The organism is Pedococcus sp. P2_E4 (assembly GCF_056403935.1).
In genome coordinates this window covers 1-21,580 of the sequence record NZ_JBFUEO010000009.1, presented here as the reverse complement: position 1 = coordinate 21,580, position 21,580 = coordinate 1, and the positions used below count along the sequence as shown (strand labels likewise).

Annotated in this window: 18 protein-coding genes and 1 pseudogene; 8 read left to right on the top strand and 11 right to left on the bottom strand. The window is 70.1% G+C overall.

Going from position 1 to position 21,580, the window contains the following annotated elements:
* Positions 1-27: 27 nt before the first annotated feature.
* The 4 genes from galK to AC1DV7_RS06565 are packed head-to-tail and all read right to left on the bottom strand — an operon-like array spanning position 28 to position 5,097.
* Positions 28-1,191: a galactokinase gene (gene galK, locus AC1DV7_RS06580; RefSeq protein WP_477595788.1), complete on the bottom strand. Its 1,164-nt coding sequence runs from the start codon at positions 1,189-1,191 to the stop codon at positions 28-30.
* Complete coding sequence (gene galT / locus AC1DV7_RS06575) at positions 1,188-2,300, bottom strand: galactose-1-phosphate uridylyltransferase (RefSeq protein ID WP_477595786.1); 1,113 nt, start codon at positions 2,298-2,300, stop codon at positions 1,188-1,190. Before galT ends, galK begins: the two co-directional genes overlap by 4 nt.
* The gene (locus tag AC1DV7_RS06570) at positions 2,297-3,112 is read right to left on the bottom strand and encodes a DeoR/GlpR family DNA-binding transcription regulator (RefSeq protein ID WP_477595784.1); all 816 of its coding nucleotides are present in this window, start codon (positions 3,110-3,112) and stop codon (positions 2,297-2,299) included. Before AC1DV7_RS06570 ends, galT begins: the two co-directional genes overlap by 4 nt.
* Positions 3,112-5,097 (bottom strand): beta-galactosidase, encoded by a 1,986-nt coding sequence (locus AC1DV7_RS06565; protein ID WP_477595782.1) that lies wholly within the window; start codon positions 5,095-5,097, stop codon positions 3,112-3,114. Before AC1DV7_RS06565 ends, AC1DV7_RS06570 begins: the two co-directional genes overlap by 1 nt.
* 275 nt (positions 5,098-5,372) lie before the next feature.
* Here AC1DV7_RS06565 and AC1DV7_RS06560 point away from each other — a divergent pair, with 275 nt between their 5' ends.
* The 7 genes from AC1DV7_RS06560 to AC1DV7_RS06530 are packed head-to-tail and all read left to right on the top strand — an operon-like array spanning position 5,373 to position 13,381.
* On the top strand, positions 5,373-6,716 hold the full coding sequence (locus tag AC1DV7_RS06560) for an ABC transporter substrate-binding protein (RefSeq protein ID WP_477595780.1): 1,344 nt from the start codon (positions 5,373-5,375) through the stop codon (positions 6,714-6,716).
* Between the two features lie 27 nt (positions 6,717-6,743).
* Positions 6,744-7,631, top strand: a complete 888-nt coding sequence (locus AC1DV7_RS06555; RefSeq protein WP_477595778.1) for a carbohydrate ABC transporter permease — start codon at positions 6,744-6,746, stop codon at positions 7,629-7,631.
* Positions 7,628-8,536, top strand: a complete 909-nt coding sequence (locus AC1DV7_RS06550) for a carbohydrate ABC transporter permease (RefSeq protein WP_477595776.1) — start codon at positions 7,628-7,630, stop codon at positions 8,534-8,536. The genes AC1DV7_RS06555 and AC1DV7_RS06550 overlap by 4 nt, the downstream gene beginning before the upstream one ends.
* Positions 8,533-10,692 carry an alpha-galactosidase gene (locus AC1DV7_RS06545; protein WP_477595774.1) on the top strand — a complete coding sequence of 720 codons (2,160 nt, stop codon included), beginning with the start codon at positions 8,533-8,535 and terminating at the stop codon, positions 10,690-10,692. The genes AC1DV7_RS06550 and AC1DV7_RS06545 overlap by 4 nt, the downstream gene beginning before the upstream one ends.
* A 4-nt stretch (positions 10,693-10,696) precedes the next feature.
* Entirely contained in the window at positions 10,697-11,728 is a 1,032-nt protein-coding gene (gene trpS / locus AC1DV7_RS06540; RefSeq protein ID WP_477595772.1) for a tryptophan--tRNA ligase, read from the top strand.
* Between the two features lie 47 nt (positions 11,729-11,775).
* Positions 11,776-12,297 (top strand): 2'-5' RNA ligase family protein, encoded by a 522-nt coding sequence (locus tag AC1DV7_RS06535; protein ID WP_477595770.1) that lies wholly within the window; start codon positions 11,776-11,778, stop codon positions 12,295-12,297.
* Between the two features lies 1 nt (position 12,298).
* A complete protein-coding gene (locus AC1DV7_RS06530; RefSeq protein WP_477595768.1) occupies positions 12,299-13,381 on the top strand; it encodes a YihY/virulence factor BrkB family protein in 1,083 nt (360 codons plus the stop codon).
* A 31-nt stretch (positions 13,382-13,412) separates the two neighbouring features.
* Here the strand turns inward: AC1DV7_RS06530 and AC1DV7_RS06525 are convergent, their stop codons facing one another.
* The 6 genes from AC1DV7_RS06525 to AC1DV7_RS06500 form a co-directional block, all read right to left on the bottom strand.
* Positions 13,413-14,537 carry a D-alanyl-D-alanine carboxypeptidase family protein gene (locus tag AC1DV7_RS06525; protein WP_477595766.1) on the bottom strand — a complete coding sequence of 375 codons (1,125 nt, stop codon included), beginning with the start codon at positions 14,535-14,537 and terminating at the stop codon, positions 13,413-13,415.
* A gap of 215 nt (positions 14,538-14,752) precedes the next feature.
* Positions 14,753-15,505 (bottom strand): succinate dehydrogenase iron-sulfur subunit, encoded by a 753-nt coding sequence (locus AC1DV7_RS06520; RefSeq protein WP_477595764.1) that lies wholly within the window; start codon positions 15,503-15,505, stop codon positions 14,753-14,755.
* Positions 15,505-17,274 carry a succinate dehydrogenase flavoprotein subunit gene (gene sdhA / locus AC1DV7_RS06515; protein ID WP_477595762.1) on the bottom strand — a complete coding sequence of 590 codons (1,770 nt, stop codon included), beginning with the start codon at positions 17,272-17,274 and terminating at the stop codon, positions 15,505-15,507. The genes AC1DV7_RS06520 and sdhA overlap by 1 nt, the downstream gene beginning before the upstream one ends.
* A gap of 56 nt (positions 17,275-17,330) precedes the next feature.
* Positions 17,331-17,807 (bottom strand): succinate dehydrogenase hydrophobic membrane anchor subunit, encoded by a 477-nt coding sequence (locus tag AC1DV7_RS06510; RefSeq protein WP_477595761.1) that lies wholly within the window; start codon positions 17,805-17,807, stop codon positions 17,331-17,333.
* 14 nt (positions 17,808-17,821) lie between these two features.
* Complete coding sequence (gene sdhC, locus AC1DV7_RS06505; RefSeq protein WP_477595759.1) at positions 17,822-18,199, bottom strand: succinate dehydrogenase, cytochrome b556 subunit; 378 nt, start codon at positions 18,197-18,199, stop codon at positions 17,822-17,824.
* A 213-nt stretch (positions 18,200-18,412) separates the two neighbouring features.
* Entirely contained in the window at positions 18,413-19,552 is a 1,140-nt protein-coding gene (locus AC1DV7_RS06500) for a glycosyltransferase family 4 protein (protein ID WP_477595757.1), read from the bottom strand.
* A 100-nt stretch (positions 19,553-19,652) separates the two neighbouring features.
* On the opposite strand from AC1DV7_RS06500, the gene AC1DV7_RS06495 reads away from it, so the two are divergent.
* Positions 19,653-20,741 (top strand): mannose-1-phosphate guanylyltransferase, encoded by a 1,089-nt coding sequence (locus AC1DV7_RS06495; RefSeq protein ID WP_477595755.1) that lies wholly within the window; start codon positions 19,653-19,655, stop codon positions 20,739-20,741.
* A gap of 95 nt (positions 20,742-20,836) precedes the next feature.
* On the opposite strand, the pseudogene AC1DV7_RS06490 reads toward AC1DV7_RS06495, so the two are convergent.
* Positions 20,837-21,580 (bottom strand): annotated as a pseudogene (locus AC1DV7_RS06490) (ABC transporter permease); the annotation flags it as partial.

The following is a 21,580-nucleotide window of genomic DNA, read 5'->3' as shown; positions in this document are numbered from 1 at the left end:
TCGCGAAGGACCCTCGGGACAGGGCCCTCAGGACTCGCGCGCCGCGCCGGCTGATGCTGTGACGGCAAAGCACCGTGGTGCGTGGAAACCGCGCGCGCTGAAGGCTTGCTCGACCGCGGTCGTCGCCGCCTCGACGCGCTCAGCCGGCAGCAGGGCGATAGCGGACCCGCCGAATCCACCACCGGTCATCCTGGCCCCGAGCGCTCCGGCGTCGACGGTCGCCTCGACGGCGGTGTCGAGCTGGGCGACGGAGATCTCGAAGTCATCGCGCATCGAGGCGTGGGACTCGAGGAAGAGGCGCCCGAGGGTCTCGAAGTCATTGTCTGCCAACGCTTCCCGGGCGGCGACGACCCGCGCGATCTCGGTGACGATGTGCCTCGTGCGGCGGCGCAACAGATCTGAGGAGAGGGCGGCAAGCGACTGCCCGAGGGTGCTCGGGTCCACCTCGCGCAGGCTCTCGGCCCCGAGCTCGGCGGCGGCCCGCTCGCACGACTCACGGCGCTCGGCGTACTGCCCGTCGACGAGGGCGTGCTCTGCGCGGGTGTCGACGACGAGGAGCGCGAGCCCCGCGGCCTCGAGGTCGAACGGCACCTGCTCGGTGTGCTGGTCGCGGCAGTCCAGCAGGAGCGCGTGGCCAGCGGTGGCGAGGAGGGAGGCCGACTGGTCCATGCCCCCGGTAGGGGCCTGGGCGATCGTGTTCTCGGCATCGACACAGGCCGCGGCGAGCGCCGCCCGGCCACGAGCGTCCGACATCAGGCCGAGGTCGCCGAGATCCGAGGCGGCGGCGCCCACGGCGCACTCCAGGGCCGCCGAGCTCGACAGCCCGGCACCCAGCGGCACGCGGCCGTCCACGGCCACGTCGAGGCCGGACACGGCATACCCGGCCCGGCGCAGGGCCCAGGGCACACCGGCGACGTAGGCAGCCCACCCACCCGGGCGACCCGGGGCGACGTCGTCGAGGGCGACCTCCACCACGCCGTCGCCCTGGGCGGACACGATCCGGACGAGGTCGTCGTCGCGTCGGCGCACGGCCGCGAAGGTGCGCTGCGGCAGGGCGATCGGCAGGCAGAGCCCGGCGTTGTAGTCGGTGTGCTCACCGATGAGGTTGACGCGACCGGGCGCCGACCACATGCCCTCAGGCGGCGCGCCGAAGGTGTCGCGGAACAGCTGGGATGCCACGTCGGCGCTCATGATGCGACGTCGCGGAGCCGGGCCGCGATCTGCTCCGGTGGTACGTCGTTGACCCAACCACCCACACCGGACTCGGAGCCGGCGAGGTACTTGAGCTTCTTGGGCGAACGCAGCACCGACATCACCTGCAGGTGCAGCCGTGACACGTCACGGCCCTGGCGCGAGGGGGACTGGTGCCACCCGGCGATGTAGGGCAGCCGGATCGGACTGCCCTCCTTGGCGACGTAGTAGCGGTCAAGCCGCTGCATGAGGTCGAGGTAGACCCGGGCGAGGTCGTCGCGCTCCGCGTCGGTCAGTGACGGCAGGTCCGGGACGTCCCGGCGCGGGGCGAGGTGCACCTCCACGGGCCATCGTGCGGCGAAGGGCACATAGGCGGTCCAGTGGTCGGTGTCGATGACGACCCGTTCCTCGGCAGCCAGCTCGGCCGCCAGGATGTCAGCTCCCAGGAGCCGGCCGGTCCGGGCGTGGTGCGCGGTCGCCTGCGCCAGGAGGGCGGCAGATCGTTGCGGCACGTAGGGATAGGCGTAGATCTGACCGTGCGGATGGCTGAGCGTGACGCCGATCTGCTGGCCCCGGTTCTCGAAGCAGAAGACCTGCTCGATCTCAGGGGCTGCACCCAGCTCCTCGGTGCGATCTGCCCAGGCGTCGATGACGGTTCGGGTCCGCTCGGGGGTGAGGTCTGCGAACGTCGACTCGTGGTCGCTGGTGAAGCAGACGACCTCACAGCGGCCGAGGGCCGGGCGGCTCTGGACGAGGTCGCCAGCGCTCCCTGCTGCGGCGTGATCGGAAACCGGTGAGTACGAGGGAAACCGGTTCTCGAAGACCACCACGTCGTAGGCCGCCTCCGGCACCTCGGAGGGGACGCTGCCGGTCCCTGTGGGGCACAGGGGGCATTCGTGCTTGGGGGGCTGGAAGGTGCGGTCGTTGCGGTGCCCGGCCACGGCGACCCAGTCGCCCGTGAGGGCATCGTGCCGGATCTCTCCCGACGCGGCCCGCTCGCCCAGCGGGCGGGTGTCCTCTGCGATGCGCTCCGGCGCCCCCGGGGACTCGTCGAAGTAGATGATCTCGCGCCCGTCGGCGAGCCGGCGGCTGGTGCGCCGCGCCGTCATGCCTGCCTCCGCTGTGACCGCTGCATCCCGGTGGTGGTGGTGGGGGTGGCGAGGACGATCTCGACCCCGGAGTCGCTGACGGACTTGCGGGCCCGGGGCGTGAGTCCGGCGTCGGTCACCAGCAGGTCCACCTCGGACAGGGGGATGATGGTGCTCAGGCCGACCGTGCCCCACTTGGTGTGGTCGGCCAGGACGCAGATCCGGCGCGCAGTGTCGACGAGGGCCTGGTTCGTCTCGGCCTCGACGAGGTTCGGCGTGGTGAGTCCAGCGCGGGCGTCCATGCCGTGCACCCCGAGGAACAGCCGGTCGACGTGCAGCATCCGCAAGGCTGCGACGGCGACAGGACCGACCAGGGCGTCGGACGGTGTGCGAACCCCGCCGGTGAGCACCACGGTCTGACCGGGCGTACCGGACTCGTGGAGCAGCTGCGCCACGGGGACAGAGTTGGTCACGACGGTCAGGTCCGGGACGTCCCGCACGGCGCGCGCGAACTCGTACGTCGTCGTACCGGCGGAGATGCCGATGGCCGCGCCGGGCTCGACGAGCTGGGCGGCGGCCTGGGCGATGGCGATCTTCTGCAGCTGCATCAGTGCGGACTTCGCGGTGAACCCGGGCTCCTCGCTGCTGCGCCTGCCGATGGACAGCGCACCGCCGTGGACGCGTTCGACCAGGCCCTCGGCGGCGAGCTGCTCGATGTCGCGGCGCACGGTCATGTCAGAGACGCCGAGCTGGTCGACGAGCTCAGAGACGCGCGCGGCGCCCCGGTCCTCGACCAGGCCGAGGATGGTGGCGCGGCGCTGGCTGGCGAGCACTAGGCCTCCCTGACGACGGCCACCGTACCGGCGGCAAGGGCGGTGTCCGGCCCGAACGGACGGTCGGCGACGAGGTCGTGACCCGTCACCGCGATGTACTGGTCCCGGTCCGTGTCGTTGACGAGGAAGAGCCATGACCCCTCACCGCTCGTGCGGCGCACCGCCTCGACCCCCTCGGGCACGTCGGCCGCCGGCGCGACCCCTGCTGCGCCCATCACGGAGTCGAGCAGGACGCCGAGCGAGGCGTCGTCGAGCAGCGTGCTGAGGTACCACGCAGCGCCCGCCCCGACGTCACGCCGCGTGATCGCAGGGCGTCCCGCCAGCGGTCCGTCGGTATAGCGGTCGAGCACCTCGGCGTCGACGGCAGCGACGTCCTCGCTCCATCGACGACCGGTGCCGCCACCGACGGACACCTCCTCGCCGTCCACGAGGGGGAAGAACTCCTCGACCCGCACCCCGAGCAGGTCGCGGAAGGCACCGGGGTAGCCGCCCAGTCGAACGTGGTCCGCCTCGTCGCTGATCCCCGAGAAGAACGTCACCAGCACCTGTGCTCCGGCGTCCGCCGCGTCCGCCACCGCGGCCGCGTGCTCGTCACTCACCAGGTACAGCGTGGGGACGACGATGACCTTGTATGCCGTGAGGTCCGCGCTCGGATGCACGACGTCAGCCGTGACGCCGCGAGCCCGCAGGACCCGGTGGACCGCGTGGGGTGTGGTCGTGTAGCCGAGCTCGCTCGACGGCATCGCCGGGCCGGAGGCGGCCCATTGGGCCTGGTAGTCCCACAGGATGGCGACCTCGGACTGGACTCGCGACCCCACGACCTCACCCAGTCGCTGGGCGACCTGACCGAGCTGGACCACCTCGCGGAACCGCGCGCTGTCACGACCCGCGTGCGGCACGATCGCCGAGTGGAACTTCTCGGACCCGGCCAGCGACTGCCGCCACTGGAAGAAGCCCAGCGTGTCGGCGCCACGGGCCACGTGGGCAAGGCTGTCGCGAACGGTCTGTCCGGGTGCCTTCGCGGGGTTGACCGGCTGCCAGTTGACAGCGCTCGTCGAGTGCTCCATGAGCATCCACGGCGCGCCGCCGGCAAGACCGCGGGTGAGGTCGCCGCTGAAGGCCAGCTCAGCCCTCGGGTGCTCGAGCGCGTTCACGATGTAGTGGTCCGTGCTGATGACGTCCTGCTCGGGCGCCCACTGGTGGTAGTCGAGGTGGTCGAAGTGTGCGAGCGTCATGAAGTTCGTGGTCACGGGGACTCCCGGCGACAGCTCGGCGAGGATCGCCTTCTCGCTGCGGTGGAAGTCGAGCAGGGTGTCGGACTGGAACCGCTTGTAGTCCAGGACGTGCGTCGGGTTGCCGAACGTCGTGGTGAGGCGGGGCGGCAGGATCTGCTGCCAGTCGGTGTAGCGCTGGCTCCAGAAGGCCGTGCCCCACGCGTCGTTCAGGTGCTCGAGGGTCCCGTGGCGCACCTTCAACCACGCCCGGAAGCCGGCGGCGCAGTTGTCGCAGTAGCACGGGATGTTGTGGCACGCGTACTCGTTCGAGACGTGCCACATGGCCAGGGCGGGATGGTCGTGGTAGCGCTGGGCGAGCTGCGTGGTGAGGGCGAGCGCGTAGTCGCGGTAGAGGGACGAGCTCGGGCACCACGCCTGCCGGCTGCCGGGCCAGAGCGTGTGACCCTCGTGGTCCACGGGCAGGATCTCCGGGTGCGCAGCTGACAGCCACGGTGGCGGGGTGGCGGTGGCGGTGGCCAGGTCCACGGCGATGTCGTGGGTGTGGAGCAGGCCCATGATGTCGTCGAGCCAGGCGAAGTCGTACTCGCCCTTGGCGGGCTCGAGCCACGACCAGGAGAAGACGCCGAGCGTGACGAACGAGACCCCCGACTCCCGCATGAGCTCCATGTCCTCGGACCAGACCTCCCGGGGCCACTGCTCGGGGTTGTAGTCGCCTCCCAGGGCGATTCGACGGCTCGGCCACTGACGCATGGCCGACAGTGTCGTCCTCCGCCGGAACAGATGTCAACAAAAAACGACATTGGGCGAGCGAGGAGACTGGCGCACCCGAAATGAGCATTTACAACGTTGCATGGCCCTCGCTTCACGGATTCCGTTGGTAGGTAACGATTAAAGACCGCCCGCTGAAACGCTTGACATCGGCCGGGGCCACGTTCATCCTCGGTTGTTGTTGATGGTTTTTGATCGAATCTGTCCGATGACGGACTAGCCATCTCGCCGGTGGAACCGTGTCAAAGGAGACCGAAATGACCCGCCCGACCTCAGAGGCCGAGTACCTCGCCAGCCTCGTCCCTGCCTCTGTCCGCGGTGTCAGCCGCCGGACCCTCCTGCGCGGCGCGATCGGCGCCGGCACTCTCCTGACGGCCCCCTCGCTGCTCGCCGCGTGCGGCGGAGACAGCGGCAGCTCCGGCGGCGCGGCCACCGGCACGGTCACCCTCGGGTCCAACCAGTCCGACGCCGTGCCCAAGGCAGCCGTCCAGTCCGTGATGGACGCCTTCCAGAAGGCCAACTCGGGTCTGACGGTCAAGATCAACACGATCGACCACAACTCCTTCCAGGAGAACATCAACAACTACCTCCAGGGCTCGCCGGACGACGTCTTCACCTGGTTCTCCGGCTACCGGATGCGCTTCTTCGCCAGCAAGGGGCTCGCCGGTGACGTCAGCGACGTCTGGAAGAACCTCGGCGGGATGTCGGACGCGCTCAAGACGGCGTCGACCGGCGACGACGGCAAGCAGTACTTCGTCCCCTCGACCTACTACCCGTGGGCCCTCTTCTACCGCAAGAGCGTGTTCGAGAAGCACGGGTACGCGGTGCCCAAGACGCTCGACGAGTTCAAGACCCTCGGCGCGACGATGAAGAAGGACGGCCTCGTGCCGATCGCATTCGGCGACAAGGACGGCTGGCCGGCCATGGGCACCTTCGACCAGCTCAACCTCCGGGTCAACGGCTACCAGTTCCACGTCGACCTGATGGCCGGCAAGGAGCCCTGGAACGGCGACAAGGTGAAGAAGGTGTTCGACACGTGGGCCGGGATCCTGGACCTCCACCAGGCCGACTCCCTCGGTCGTACCTGGCAGGAAGCGGCCCAGACCCTGCAGCAGGGCAAGGGCGGCACCTACCTGCTCGGGTCCTTCGTGGCCCAGCAGTTCAAGGCCGGTGCCGAGCAGGACGACCTGGACTTCTTCACCTTCCCGGAGATCGACAGCACGATCGGCAGCGACGCGATCGAGGCACCGATCGACGGCTACATGCTGAGCAAGCGGCCCAAGAACGAGGCCGGCGCCAAGAAGCTCCTCGGTTACCTCGGCGGTGCGCAGGCGCAGGGCATCGCGGTCAAGGCCGACCCGAGCGTGATCGCCACGAACGACCAGGCCGACCAGGCCGGCTACACGGCGCTGCAGAAGAAGTCGGTCGAGTTCGTGAAGTCGGCCAAGTCGATCGCCCAGTTCATGGACCGCGACACACGCCCCGACTTCGCCTCGACGGTGATGATCCCGGCGATCCAGTCCTTCATCAAGAACCCGAAGGACATCGACGGGCTCTGCAACAGCATTGAGAACCAGAAGAAGAGCATCTTCGCCTCCTGAGGCGTGGGTCGACGACGGGATCTCGGCGTGTCGAAGTACAAGGGAATCAACCAGGTCTCGGGCCGGGACCGGGCGGTGGTCTCACTCATGGTGCTCGTGCCGACCGCCATCGTCGTCGCTCTCGTCTGGGTGCCCGCGATCGGGTCGGTGCTGCTCTCCTTCACCAACTGGGACGGCATCGGCCCGGTCAGCGGGGCCAAGCTGGTGGGCCTCAAGAACTACTCGGACGTCGCGTCCATCTACCCGCCGTTCTGGCCGGCGATCCGCCACAACATCATCTGGTTCGCGGTGATGTTCCTGATCGCGACGCCGTTCGGGATGTTCCTGGCAGTGCTCATCGACAAGGGTGTCCGCGGCAGCCGCTTCTACCAGACCACGTTGTACATGCCGGTGGTGCTCTCCACCGCGCTGGTCGGTTTCATGTGGCAGCTCATCTACAGCCGCGACCAGGGCATCCTCAACGCGATGACCGGCGGCACGACCGACTGGTACGGCGACGCGAACGTCAACCTGTGGGCCGTGCTCGTGGCGCAGACCTGGCGGCACGTGGGCTACATCATGCTGCTCTACCTGGCGGGCCTCAAGGGTGTCGACCCCAGCCTGCGAGAGGCCGCCCGGGTCGACGGCGCGAGCGAGAAGTCCATCTTCTTCCGCGTGATCTTCCCGGTGATGCGCCCGATCAACATGATCGTCCTCACCGTCACGGTCATCGAGTCGCTGCGGGCCTTCGACCTGGTCTGGGTCATCAACAAGGGCCGCAACGGGCTGGAGCTCATCGGCGCACTGGTGGTGCAGAACGTGGTCGGGGAGGCGAGCCGCATCGGCTTCGGCTCGGCCCTCGCCACGATCATGCTCGTCTTCTCGTCCATCTTCATCGCCATCCAGCTGCGCATCATCATGCGGGAGGACTCATGACCACCACGACCGCGACCACCCAGACCCTCACGAGCAAGCCCCGTGAGGGCGGGCCGAAGGGCGGGACGCGCTGGGGCGTTCCCCTGTTCCTCCTGGCGGTGTCGCTGCTCTGGCTCGGGCCGCTCGTCCTCGCTCTGGTCAACTCGTTCCGCGACTATGCCTTCACCGCTCAGCACGGCTACGTGTCGTGGGGCGGCTTCACGCTGGACAACTACAAGCACGCCTGGGAGCAGGGTGACTTCACGCGGCACTTCCTCAACTCGGCGATCGTCACCATTCCCGCCGTGCTGCTGACCCTGTTCCTGTCCTGCTGCGTCGCCTTCGTCGTCGCGCGGTTCTCGTTCAGGTTCAACCTGGCGCTGCTCGGCCTGTTCACCGCGGCCAACCTCCTGCCACCCCAGTCGCTGCTCATCCCCGTGTACCGGATGTTCCGCGCTGTCGAGGTGCCGTTCTGGTTCAGTGGCTCGGGCACCCTGCTCGACAGCTACTGGGGCCTGATCGCGGTCAACGTCGCGTTCCAGACGGGCTTCTGCACGTTCGTCCTGTCCAACTACATGAAGGCCCTGCCGCGGGAGCTCTACGAGTCGGCGGTCGTCGACGGAGCCGGGGTGCTACGCCAGTTCCTCCAGCTGACCCTGCCGCTGTGCCGGCCGGCGCTGGCGGCCCTTGCGACTCTCGAGGTCACCTGGATCTACAACGAGTTCTTCTGGGCGACGGTCCTCCTCCAGTCCGGGGACAAGTACCCCATCACCAGCTCGATCAACAACCTGCGCGGCCAGTTCTTCACCGACAACAACCTGGTCGCCGCAGGCTCGGTCGTCATCGCCATCCCGACCCTGGTCGTCTTCTTCCTCCTGCAGAAGCAGTTCGTCGCGGGCCTGACCCTCGGAGCCACCAAGGGATGACCTCACAGTCGCAGACCATCGTCCTGCGGTCCGCTGGCACGTGCCTCGTCTACGAGGTCCCCGAAGAGGGCCTGCCGACAGTGCTGCACTGGGGTGCCGACCTGCCTGACGAGGCCGTGTCCCAGCTCGTCGGCCTCGTGAGTGGGCCGGTTCCGCACAACGCCCTCGACGAGCCGTGGCGCCTGACCCTCCTGCCCACCACCGGCGACGGCTGGCTGGGCACGCCCGGTTATGCCACGCACCGGGGCGGCGGTTCGGCAGCGCCCCGCTGGTCGGTGACGACCACACAGGAGGAGGAGTCGTTCACGGCGACGGCGCTCGATGGTGCAACCCGGGTCGTGGTGCGCCACAGCCTCGACGTGCACGGCGTCCTGCGGGTGTCGCTGTCGGTCACCAACACCGCTGACCACGACAGCGACGAGGCGCCCTTGGACCTCGGCGCCCTGCGCGCCCTGCTGCCGCTGCCGTCCCGGGCCACCGAGGTCCTCGACCTGACCGGTCGCTGGTGCCGCGAGCGATCCCCGCAGCGGTCGAGCCTCCAGGACGGGAGCCACCTGCGCGCCTCCCGCCGCGGGCGGACCGGTCACGACGCCACCCTGCTGCTCACCGTCGGCACGGCCGGCTTCGGCTTCCGGTCCGGTGAGGTGTGGTCCGTCCACGTGGCCTGGAGCGGCAACCACGAGCACCTGGCCGAGCGGCTGCCCGACGGAGCCGGTGTGCATGCCGCCGTCCTCGGGGGCGGCGAGCTCCTCGAGCCCGGCGAGGTGCGGCTCGGGCCGGGGGAGACGTACACGGCGCCGGACGTCGTCTTCGTCCACGCCACCGATGGCTTGGACGGGCTGTCCCGGCGGCTGCACCGCAGCCAGCGCGCGACGGCAACACACAGCAACGGCGTCCGACCACTGGTGCTGAACACCTGGGAGGCGGTGTACTTCGACCACGAAATGGGCCGCCTCACGGAGCTGGCCGACACGGCAGCGCGGATCGGCGTGGAGCGCTTCGTCTTGGACGACGGCTGGTTCGGCAGTCGGCGGGACGACCACCGGGGGCTCGGTGACTGGGTCGTCTCGCAGGACATGTGGCCGCACGGCCTGCAGCCCCTGGTCGAGCACGTGAAGGGTCTGGGCATGGAGTTCGGGCTGTGGTTCGAGCCCGAGATGGTCAACCTCGACTCCGACCTGGTGCGCGCGCACCCGGAGTGGGTGCTGGGGCCCCGTGCCGGCCACCCACGTGCCTCACGACACCAGCACGTGCTCGACCTGGCCAACCCGGACGCAGCGAGCCACGTGGAAAAGCAGATCAGCGCCCGGGTCGACGAGCTCGGGATCGACTTCATCAAGTGGGACCACAACCGCGACCTGCACGAGGCGGTCCGGACCGGAGCCGTCGGGGTCGATCGCCCCGCGGTCCACGCGCAGACGACCGCGTTCTACGCCCTCCTCGACCGGCTGCGGGCTGCCCACCCGGCACTGGAGATCGAGTCCTGCTCGAGCGGTGGCGCCCGGGTCGACCTCGGGGTCCTGGCCCGCACGGACCGGATCTGGACCAGCGACTGCAACGACGCGCTCGAGCGCGCGCAGATCCAGCGCTGGACCTCGCTGCTGGTGCCGGCCGAGCTGATGGGCACCCATGTCGGCCCCGCCACCGCACACACCACCCACCGCACCATCGACCTGTCCTTCCGCATGCTCCTGGCGCTGCAGGGCCATGCCGGCCTCGAGTGGGACATCACCACGTGCACCCCCGACGAGCTCACCGCCCTGGGCGAGTGGTCGGCGCTCTTCCGTGAGCTCCGGCCCCTCCTGCACACGGGTGACCTCGTTCGCGCAGACCTGCCCGACCAGCAGGGCCTGCTCGTGACCGGCACCGTCGCGCCCGGTGGCGAGCAGGCGGCATACACGGTCCTGCGGACCCGGACCGGTCCCTCGGTGGTGCCTGGCCTGCTCACCCTGCCCGGGCTCGACCCGGAGCGGACCTACACCCTGCGAGTGCGTCGCGAAGCTGGGCTGCCCGCAGTGAGCCAAGCACGCGGACCCAGCTGGTGGGACCTGGCCCTCGAGGAAGGCATCACGGTCAGTGGAGCGGCGCTGGGACACGTGGGCCTGGCGCTCCCGGTGCTCTCACCTGCCCAAGGATTCCTCATGCACCTGACCTGACAGAATGGCCGGCATGCCTGACACGTCCGCGCCCGCTGTGCTGCCCCGGATCCTGTCCGGGATGCAGCCGACCAGCGACTCCCTCCACCTCGGCAACTACCTCGGGGCGCTGGTGAACTGGGTCAAGCTGCAGGACGACTTCGACGCCTACTACTTCGTCGCCGACCTGCACGCGCTGACGGTGCCCACCGACCCCGAGGTGCTGCGCCACCGCACCCGGGTCACCGCGGCCCAGTTCATCGCCGGTGGCGTCGACCCGCGTCGCTCGGCCGTGTTCTGCCAGAGCCACGTCACCGAGCACGCCGAGCTCGGCTGGGTGATGAACTGCCTCACGGCGTTCGGCGAGGCCAGCCGCATGACGCAGTTCAAGGACAAGACGGCCAAGGGCCAGAACGCCAACGTGGGCCTGTTCGCCTACCCGATGCTGATGGCTGCCGACATCCTCATGTACGACGCCGCCTACGTCCCGGTGGGCGAGGACCAGCGCCAGCACCTCGAGATCACCCGTGACCTCGCGGAGCGGTTCAACACGCGCTTCGGCGAGGCCCTCGTCGTGCCCGACGCCTACATCGTCAAGGGCTCGGCCAAGATCATGGAGCTCACCGACCCGAGTTCAAAGATGTCCGGCACGAACTCTCCGGACAAGGGGCTGCTCCTGCTGTCCGACGAGCCGGCGAGGCTGCGCAAGAAGATCATGTCCGCGGTCACGGACACCGAGTCCGAGGTGCGCTACGACCCCGAGACCAAGGCGGGGGTGTCCAACCTGCTGGTCATCCACAGCTCCCTGACCGGCACGCCGATCGCCGACCTCGAGAACGCTTTCGCGGGCCAGGGCTACGGCGACCTCAAGAAGGCCGTGGCGGAGGTCGTCGTCGAGGCCGTGGCCCCGTTCCAGACCAGGATGGCCGAGCTGCTCGACGACCCCGCCGAGCTCGACAAGATCCTGGCCGACGGCGCGGACCGGGCGCGGGAGGTCGCCCACGCGACCATGGCACGGGTTCGCAGCCGCGTCGGCCTGCTCCCGAGCGCTCGCTGACGACGGCGGCCGAGAGCCCCGACGACAACCCCGGTAAGGTCGCGACCGTGCCCACCATCGGTGTGTCCATCGCCATCCCGTCGCCGCACGCACAGATGCTGCAGGCGAAGCGGGCGTCCTTCGGCGACCCGCTCGCCGAGTCCATCCCCACCCACGTCACCCTGCTGCCGCCCACCGAGCTGGCCGACGACGAGCTCGACTCCGCCGTCGAGCACCTGGGTCGCGCTGCCGCGCAGGGCAACCCGTTCCGGATGGTCCTGCGGGGCACGGGGACCTTCCGCCCCATCTCGCCCGTCGTGTTCGTCCAGGTGTCCGGCGGGCTCGCGGACTGCGAGCTGCTCGAGAAGCGGGTGCGGCGCGGGCCCCTCAAGCGCAAGCTGGACTTCTACTACCACCCGCACGTCACGGTGGCCCACCACGTGCCGGACGAGAACCTCGACCGCGCCTTCACCGAGCTCGCCGACTTCGAGTGCACGTTCGACGTGACCGAGTTCCACCTCTACGAGCACGGCTCGGACGGTGTCTGGCGTCCGGTGCGCACCTTCGCCCTCGGCACTGCGGAGGCCTGACGTGCAGACGCTGAAGCAGTGGTGGGCCCGCCTGCAGTCGACCGGCGCGTGGCGGGCGTGGAAGCGTTACGGCGACAGCCGGGGCAACCTGCTCGCTGGCGGGGTCGGCTACTTCGCCTTCTTCTCCGTCTTCCCGGCGGTGCTGCTGGCATTCACGATCTTTGGGTTCGTCCTGCGCGGCCAGCCCGACCTGCTCGACCAGGTCAAGGACGCCATCAACGGCATGCTCCCGGGCTTCGTCAAGACCGCGTCGCACCCTGACGGCATCATCGACGTCAACGCCCCGACCAAGGCGGCCCTGTCGATCAGCGGCATCGTGGCCGGTGTCGGCCTGGTCCTTGCCGGCACGGGCTGGCTGTCGGCCCTGCGCGACGCCATCCGGCAGATCTTCGGGGTCGAGGGCGCCCCGGGCAACATCGTCGTCGCCAAGCTGCGCGACCTCGGCGTCCTCGTCCTGCTCGGCGTCGCGATCCTGTTGTCCGCGGTCGTCGGCGGCATCGCCGGAGCCGCGGCGCAGTGGGCCGCCGAGCTGGTCGGCCTGGAGTCGCAGGCGTGGCTGCTCACGATCGTCGCACTGGTGGTGGGTGTGCTCCTCGACGCCGCGATCATCATGCTGATGCTGCGGGTCCTGACCGGCGTCGACGTGCCGTGGCGGGGCTTGCGCAACGCCGCGATCTTCGGCGGGATCGGCTTGACCCTCCTCAAGAAGTTCGGCGCCCTGCTGCTCTCGAGCACGACGTCCAACCCGCTCTTCCTGACCATCGCGACGGTCGTCGGCCTGCTCGTGTGGCTCAACTTCATGTCGCGGATCATCCTCATCTCGGCGGCGTGGGCGGCCAACGACCTCGACACGGCTGCGATCGTGCCCCGGCCGGGCTCGGCTCAGGCCCTCAAGGCGACCGAGGGGCCACAGGAGCGCCCCCTGCGGACCATTCAGGAGCGCACCGACGCAGGGCTGCCCACCTTCGGCCAGCGCGCCGCTGACCGCACCTCAGTCGCCGCAGGCGCGGTGCTCGGCGTGTTCGGCGCCGTCGCGGTCGGCACCCTCGCCCGCGGCATACGCAGCCTCACCCGGCGACGCTGACGCGGCTCCACCCGGCCGACCCCGCGACCTGTCAGTGGCGGGGTCGTTGGCGCCGTCGCCGCGCGCCCGCGGACAACCCCAGCAGGAGCAGCACGATCGCACCGAGTGACACGACACCGACCCACGGTGCGGCCCGGCTCTCGAGCAGGTCGAGGCGGGGCACGGCAGCCGCGGCGACCGTCGCCGGGCTCGTGGCGGAGCGGTCCCCTGCGGCGGGCGGCATCGCACCCGTCAGTGTGGGCGGGCTGGTGGGTGCGAGCTCAGGTGGCGTCGTGACCGTCCCGGGGTCGACGAGCTCACCGATCGGAGTCGCCTGGTCGCCGTGCGCGAAGGCCCAGTCGTACATCGCCGCCTGGGGCCGCCACGACCCGTCGAGCCCGTACATCTCGGTGAGCAGGTACGTCTTGCCACCCCGCGTGACTGCCGAGATGAAGGTGCGGTGGGCCTTCTCCGTGTAGCCGTTCTTGAGACCGATGGTGCCCTCGTAGTTGTAGAGGAGCTTGTTGTGGTTGTTGACCTTGTAGGTCGCCCGCTTCCTGGTCTTCGGGTCGACCCGCCCCGGGAAGTCCACCTGCTTGGTCGCCACGTAGCCGCGCAGCTCCGGCACCTGCAGCGCCGCCCGCCCGATGAGCGCGAGATCGTAGGCGCTCGACGTCTGACCGGGAGCGTCCAGGCCGGCGGGGTCCTTCGCGACCGTGTCGTGCGCGCCGAGGTAGGCGGCCCGCTCGTTCATCGCCGTGAGCGTCGCCTCGCGTCCGCCTCCCGCCTCCGCGAGGGCGTATGCCGCGTCGTTGCCCGACGCCATGAGCAGCGCCTGGAACAGCTGCTTGGCCGTGTAGTCCAGCCCCGGCACGATGCCGACCCGGGTGCCGTCGGCGTTCGCGTCCTCCGGGGTGGCCCGGACCACCGTCGTCGGCGGTACCTGGGGGATCAGCACCAGCGCGGTGAGTGCCTTGAGCGTGCTCGCGGGCAACAGCCGCGCGTGCGGCGCCTTGGCCGCGATCACCTCACCCGTGTCCGCGTCGGCCAGCACCCACGAGACGTTCCGCAGCTTCGGCGGTGCAGGCACTCCGGGCGGCAGGTCGGCGATGACCCCCATGCCGGCCAGCTTCTCGCCGCCCACCGCGACCTGCGGGTCCACCGTCGCCCTCGGCACCGGCAGCGTCGGCGTGGTCGCCGAGGGCGTGGGTTTCGGCGTGGTCGCCCCGGCGGCGGACCCTGCGTCTGCAGCGCCCAGGGAGAGAGCGACCGCCGCGACCAAGAGCCCGAGGAGTGTGCGCCGGAAGGGGCGCGCCGCACCGTAAGACGAGCCTGCGAGAGGTGCAAGCGCCCCTTCCGGGGTGCGCGACGAGTCGCGACGGGTCACCGAGGTCAGAACCTGGAAGTCAGGAGCGCCCGCTTCACTTCCTGGATCGCCTGGGTCACCTGGATGCCTCGCGGGCAGGCGTCGGTGCAGTTGAAGGTCGTGCGGCAGCGCCACACCCCCTCCTTGTCGTTGAGCACCTCGAGACGCTGGGCGGCGCCCTCGTCACGGCTGTCGAAGATGAAGCGGTGGGCGTTGACGATGGCGGCAGGGCCGAAGTACTGGCCGTCGTTCCAGAACACCGGGCAGCTCGTCGTGCAGGCCGCACACAGGATGCACTTGGTGGTGTCGTCGAACCGGTCGCGGTCGGCCTGGCTCTGGATGCGCTCGCGCGTGGGCTCGTTGCCCGTGGTGATGAGGAACGGCATCACCTCGCGGTAGGCGTCGAAGAACGGCTCCATGTCGACGATGAGGTCCTTCTCGACGGGCAGGCCCTTGATCGGCTCGACGGTGATCGGCTTGTCCGGGTTGACGTCCTTGATCAGCGTCTTGCAGGCCAGCCGGTTCTTGCCGTTGATGCGCATGGCGTCGGAGCCGCACACCCCGTGGGCGCACGACCGGCGGAACGACAGCGAACCGTCCTGCTCCCACTTGATCTGGTGCAAGGCGTCGAGCACCCGGTCGGTCGCGTGCGAGGTGACCTCGTAGGTCTCCCAGTGCTGCTCGCTGTCGACCTCGGGGTTGAACCGCGCGATCTTGAGGGTGACGGTGAAGGAGGGGACGGCGCCGGCCTTGGGCGCTGCCTCAGCGGTGGCAGTCATCAGTACTTGCGCTCCATCGGCTGGTAGCGGGTCACGGTCACGGGCTTGTAGTCGAGGCGCACCTCGTCGGCGAACTGGAGGGTGTCGGCGGTGACGGGAGCGCGGTAGGCCATCGTGTGGCGCATGAAGTTCACGTCGTCGCGGGCCTCGTAGTCCTCGCGGAAGTGACCGCCGCGCGACTCCTTGCGGGCCAGGGCGCCGAGGGTGATGACCTCGGCCAGCTCGATGAGGAAGCCGAGCTCGACGGCTTCGAGCAGGTCGGTGTTGTAGCGCTTGCCCTTGTCCTGGACGACGACGTTCGCGTAGCGCTCCTTGAGCTCGTCGATGACGCCCAGCGCCTCCTTCATCGACGCCTCCGTGCGGAACACCTGGACGTTGCGGTCCATGGTCTCCTGCAGCGCCTTGCGCAGGTCGGCCACGCGCTCGCCGCTCTCGCGGCTGCGGATGCCCTCGACCATGTCGTCGACCAGCGCGGACGGGTTGGCGGGGAGGTCGACGAACGGCGCGTTCGCGGCATACTCCGCGGCGGCGATGCCGGCCCGCCGCCCGAACACGTTGATGTCGAGCAGGCTGTTGGTGCCCAGGCGGTTGGAGCCGTGCACGGACACGCACGCGACCTCGCCGGCGGCGTAGAGGCCGGGGACCACGTCGGTGTTGTTGCGCAGCACCTCGGTCTCGACGTTGGTCGGCACGCCACCCATCGCGTAGTGCGCGGTCGGGTAGACCGGGACCGGCTCGGTGTAGGGCTCGACACCGAGGTAGGTGCGGGCGAACTCGGTGATGTCGGGGAGCTTGGCGTCGATGTGGGCCGGCTCGAGGTGGGTCAGGTCGAGCAGGACGTAGTCCTTGTTGGGCCCGGCGCCGCGACCCTCGCGCACCTCGTTGGCCATCGACCGGGCGACGATGTCGCGTGGTGCGAGGTCCTTGATGGTGGGGGCGTAGCGCTCCATGAAGCGCTCGCCGTCGGCGTTGCGCAGGATGCCGCCCTCGCCGCGGGCGGCCTCGGAGAGCAGGATGCCGAGACCTGCCAGGCCTGTCGGGTGGAACTGGAAGAACTCCATGTCCTCGAGCGGGATCCCGCGCCGGAAGGCCACGCCCATGCCGTCACCGGTGAGGGTGTGCGCGTTGGAGGTCGTCTTGAAGACCTTGCCGGTGCCACCGGTCGCGAAGACGACGGACTTGGCCTGGAACACGTGGATCTCGCCGGTGGCGAGCTCGTAGGCCACGACACCGGCCGCGCGCTGGATGCCGTCGGCGCCGGTGTTCATCAGCAGGTCGAGGACGTAGAACTCGTTGTAGAACTCGACGCCCTGCTTGGTGCAGTTCTGGTAGAGCGTCTGCAGGATCATGTGGCCGGTGCGGTCGGCGGCGAAGCACGAGCGGCGGACCGCGGCCTCACCGTGGTTGCGCGTGTGACCGCCGAAGCGGCGCTGGTCGATCTTGCCCTCGGGCGTGCGGTTGAACGGCAGACCCATCTTCTCGAGGTCGATGACCGCGTCGATCGCCTCGCGGCACATGATCTCGGCAGCGTCCTGGTCGACGAGGTAGTCGCCGCCCTTGACCGTGTCGAAGGTGTGCCACTCCCAGTTGTCCTCCTCGACGTTGGCGAGGGCGGCGCACATGCCGCCCTGGGCCGCGCCGGTGTGGGACCGGGTGGGATAGAGCTTGGTCAGCACGGCGGTGCGGGTGCGCTTGCTCGACTCGAGCGCTGCCCGCATGCCTGCGCCGCCCGCTCCGACGATGACGACGTCGTACCTGTGCGTCTGCATCTGTGCTGTTCCTTACTTCGCGATCGCGGCGTTCGAGGTCATCGTGGACACCGGTGTCACCGGGCGCACACGGAGAGGGTGGAGTTCGGGTCGAGGCACGGGTCGAAGGTGAAGATGACCAGCGTGCCGAGCACGATCGTGAACACGGTGGCCGTGACCAGCAGCCCCTTGAGGACCCACCGGGTGCGGTCCTTCTCGGTGTAGTCGTTGACGATCGTGCGGACGCCGTTGAAGCCGTGCAGCATGCCGAGCCAGAGCATCAGCATGTCCCAGACCTGCCAGAACGGGCTGCTCCACTTGCCGGCGACGAACGCGAAGTCGACGCCGTGGATGCCCTCGCCCAGCATGAGGTTGACGAACAGGTGGCCGAAGACGAGCACGAGCAGCAGGACGCCGCTGGCCCGCATGAAGACCCAGGACCAGAGCTCGAAGTTGCCGCGGCCCTTGGAGACCCGGCGGTACCGCGACGTCGCCTTGGAGACCGCGTCGGGCCCGGCGTGGTAGTTGGTGGACTCACTCGTGGGTGCGCTCATGGGTGAGTGGCCTTTCAGTGCGTGAACACGACGGTCAGGTGCCGGATCGCGAAGGGCGCGAACAGCACGACGAACCCGATGACCACGCCCCAGAACAGCTGGCGCTGGAGCCGCGGCCCCTTGGACCAGAAGTCCACCGCGATGATCCGCAGACCGTTGAGGGCGTGGAAGATCACGGCCGCCACGAGCCCGGCCTCGCCGAGACCCACGATGGGGTTCTTGTAGGCCTCCATCACCTCGTTGTAGGCCTCGGGGGAGACCCGCACCAGCGCCGTGTCGAGCACGTGGGCGAACAGGAAGAGGAAGAGGAGTACCCCGCTGATGCGATGGGCCACCCACGACCACATGCCTTCGCGGCCGCGGTAGAGGGTCCCGTTGGCTGCCTGCGCCACTGCGCGTCCCTTTCGAGCAGAAGTGTCACGGCGGTCGCTGTCCGGTGCCGGGGCAGGGGGCGGGACCAGCCGTAGTTCGCCCGTCAGGCTATCGGCATGGGCGGTCCGGTCGCGCACGGCCCACCTGTGAGAAATGGAACAGGTCCGGTTACCGCCCAGTCACCTCTGGGGCTGACCAGCGGCCCGTCTCGGCCGTCCGCGGTGGGCGCAGGGTCAGCCGACGAGGGTGTGGGAGTGCCGGGCCGCGGCGTAGTGCCCCAGCAGCTGGTCGGTGAGGGTTGCCCATGAGCGACCGGCCACACGGGCGCGCCCGGCCTCGCCGAGGGCCTCGCGCTTCACCCGGTCGCCGACCAGGTGGCTCAGGCAGTCGCGCAGCGCCGTCTCGCTGTCCGGGTCGAACAGCATCCCGGTACGGCTGTGGTCGACGAGGTCGAGCGGGCCGCCCCGGGCGGGGGCGATGACGGGCAGACCGGTGGCGGCCGCCTCCTGCAGGGTCTGTCCGAAGGTCTCGCGCGTGCCGGGGTGCACGAAGAGGTCGCACGCGGCATACGCCCTCGCGAGGTCGTCCCCCTCGCGCCGGCCGACGAACACGGCGTCCACGCCGGCGGCGGCCAGGGTCGCCTCGTCCTCGGCGCGGGAGGGGCCGTCGCCCACGACCACCAGCCGGGCCCCCGGGACGTCGGCGAGGGCGGTGAGGCGGTGCAGCTCCTTCTCGGGGGCGAGCCGGCCGACGTAGCCCACCAGCACCTCGCCTCGCGGTGCCAGCGAGCGGCGCAGAGCCCGCGTGCCGGCGTCGAGGCGCCAGCCCGGGTTGAACTGGGCCGCGTCCACGCCGCGGGCCCACAGTGCGGTGCGGGGTATGCCGTGTGCCTCCAACTCGGCCAGCGCCGCCGTGGACGGGGCGAGGGTGAGGTCGGCCATGGAGTGGATCCGGCGGACCCACCGCCAGGCGGCTCGGGCTGCCCCGCGACCCACCGCCCCGGGGCCGTGCTGCGCGATGTAGCTGGGCATGTCGGTCTGGTAGATCGCCACGGCTGGCAGCCCGAGCCGCTGGGCCGCAGACAGGGCACTGGCCCCCAGCACGAACGGTGACGCCACGTGGACGACGTCCGGGGCGAACGCGGCCAGGGCGGCCTCCACCTCGCCGGACGGCAGGCCGACCGGGAACTGGCGGACGGGGACGGACGCAAGGCCGTGCACGGCATACCCGGCGTAGCTGTCGGGGGCAGGGCGAGGCGCGAGGATCACGGCCTCGTGGCCCGCCGCGCGCAGGCACTCGGCCACCCGGCAGACACTGGTCGTCACCCCGTTGAGGCTGGGGAGGAAGGACTCCGACACGATCGCGACCCGCACGGTTCAAGACTCCTGACCGCGGGTGAGGGGGCGGCGACGGACCGGGGTGTGTCGGGTGACGGGAGGATGACGGGCTGGTGCGTGGGCTAGCGTTCCGGGCATGTCCGAGCCGAGCAGTGAGCACTTCTGGGCCGTAATCCCCGCAGGTGGTGCGGGCACCCGGCTCTGGCCGCTGTCCCGAGCCTCCTCGCCGAAGTTCCTCCACGACCTCACCGGCACCGGCCGGTCGCTGCTGCAGGCCACGTGGGACCGGCTCGAACCCCTGACCGGGGCGCGCATCCTCGTCGTGACCGGGCGCGCCCACGAGGACGCCGTGAGCCGCCAGCTGCCCGGCCTGCCCGCGGACCAGCTGCTGGCCGAGCCGTGGCCGCGTGACTCGATGGCCGCGATCGGCTGGGCTGCGGCGGTGCTCGAGGCGCGTGACCCCGAGGCGGTCCTCGGGTCGTTCGCGGCCGACCACGTCATCGACGACGAGGACGCCTTCCGCTCCTGTGTGGCTGCCGCTGTCGAGGCCGCGCAGCTCGACCTCGTGGTCACCATCGGGATCGAACCGACCCACGCCGCAACGGGTTTCGGCTACATCGAGATGGGTTCGCCTCTCGGCCAGGGGCCTGCGCGCGCCGTCACGCAGTTCGTCGAGAAGCCGGACCGGAGCCGGGCCGAGGAGTACCTGGCGACGGGACGTTTCCGCTGGAACGCCGGCATGTTCGTGGTCAAGGCCCGAGTGCTGCTCGACCTGCTCGCGCTGTGGCACCCCGACCTGGCCGCGGGGCTGCGGACGCTCGCTCAGGACCCCTCGCGCCTCGACGAGGTGTGGCCGGGACTGGAGAAGATCGCGATCGACCACGCCGTCGCCGAGCCCGCCGCGGAGCAGGGCAAGGTCGCGGTCGTGCCCGGCGGCTTCGGGTGGGACGACGTGGGCGACTTCAGCTCCCTGGGGAGCCTGCTCCCCGAGGCTGCCGGTATGCCGGGGGTGCACGTCCTCGGGGACGCCTCCGCCGTGCGGCTGGTCGACGCGACCGGCGTGCTGGTCCCCGGGAGTGACCGGCTGGTGGCCGTCGTGGGGCTCGACGACGTGGTGGTCGTCGACACCCCGGACGCCCTGCTCGTGATGTCGCGCGAGCGCGCCCAGGACGTCAAGGCGGTCGTCGACCAGCTCAAGGCCGAGGGCCGCACCGACCTCACCTGACCCACCTCACCAACCCCTGCTAGCAGAGGTTGGTGAGATCTGGACAGGTTCCAGGCTGTCCGGATTTCACCAACCTGTGCTGGGCGCGAGGCCCATCAGGTCGTCAGGTCGCGGCGCCGGAAGGTCGCGAAACCAGCGGCACCCACGGCGAGCGACACGACCAGCAGCCCAGCGAGCCCGGTGCCGTTGGCGTCGCCGCCGGGCAGGCTGCCGAGGTGGTCGAACGGAGACAGCCCCAGCGCCCAGTCGGGCAGCCCCAGCAGGACGCCCAGCTCGCCGAGCAGGACGAAGACCGCCAGCAGGGCCCATGCCGCACTCGCCCACCGCGGCAACGCGCCGAACAGCAGCACCGTCAGCGCCACGCAGAGCAGGATCGCAGGAGCGGTCGCGAGCGCGGCCGGCAGCAGGTCGCCGATCCCGACCTCGCTCGCGGACGCGGCCGACGTCCCCGCCGTGACACCGACGACGACGAGCAACCACAGGGCGCCCAGGGTCGCGACGAGCACGTGGCTGGCGACCCATCGGGGTCGGCTCACCGGGGTCGCGAGCACGACCTCTGCGCGACCGGAGCCCTCCTCGGACCGCAGCCGCAGGGCGGTGGCCACGCCGTAGCCCGCGACGCCGATGGCCAGGAATCGCAGCTCCGTGCCGAAGAAGACCTCGAGCAGCGTGCCCTGGCCGCCACTCATGCTGCGCAGCATCTCCTCGACGCCGGGGCTCGTCGCGATCTGGTCCACGGACCTGGCGATGCTGCCGACGACAAGGCCGAGCACGGCATACCCGATGGTCCAGCCGAGCAGGGCGCCACGGTGCAGGCGCCACGCCAGGCCCAGCGGCGT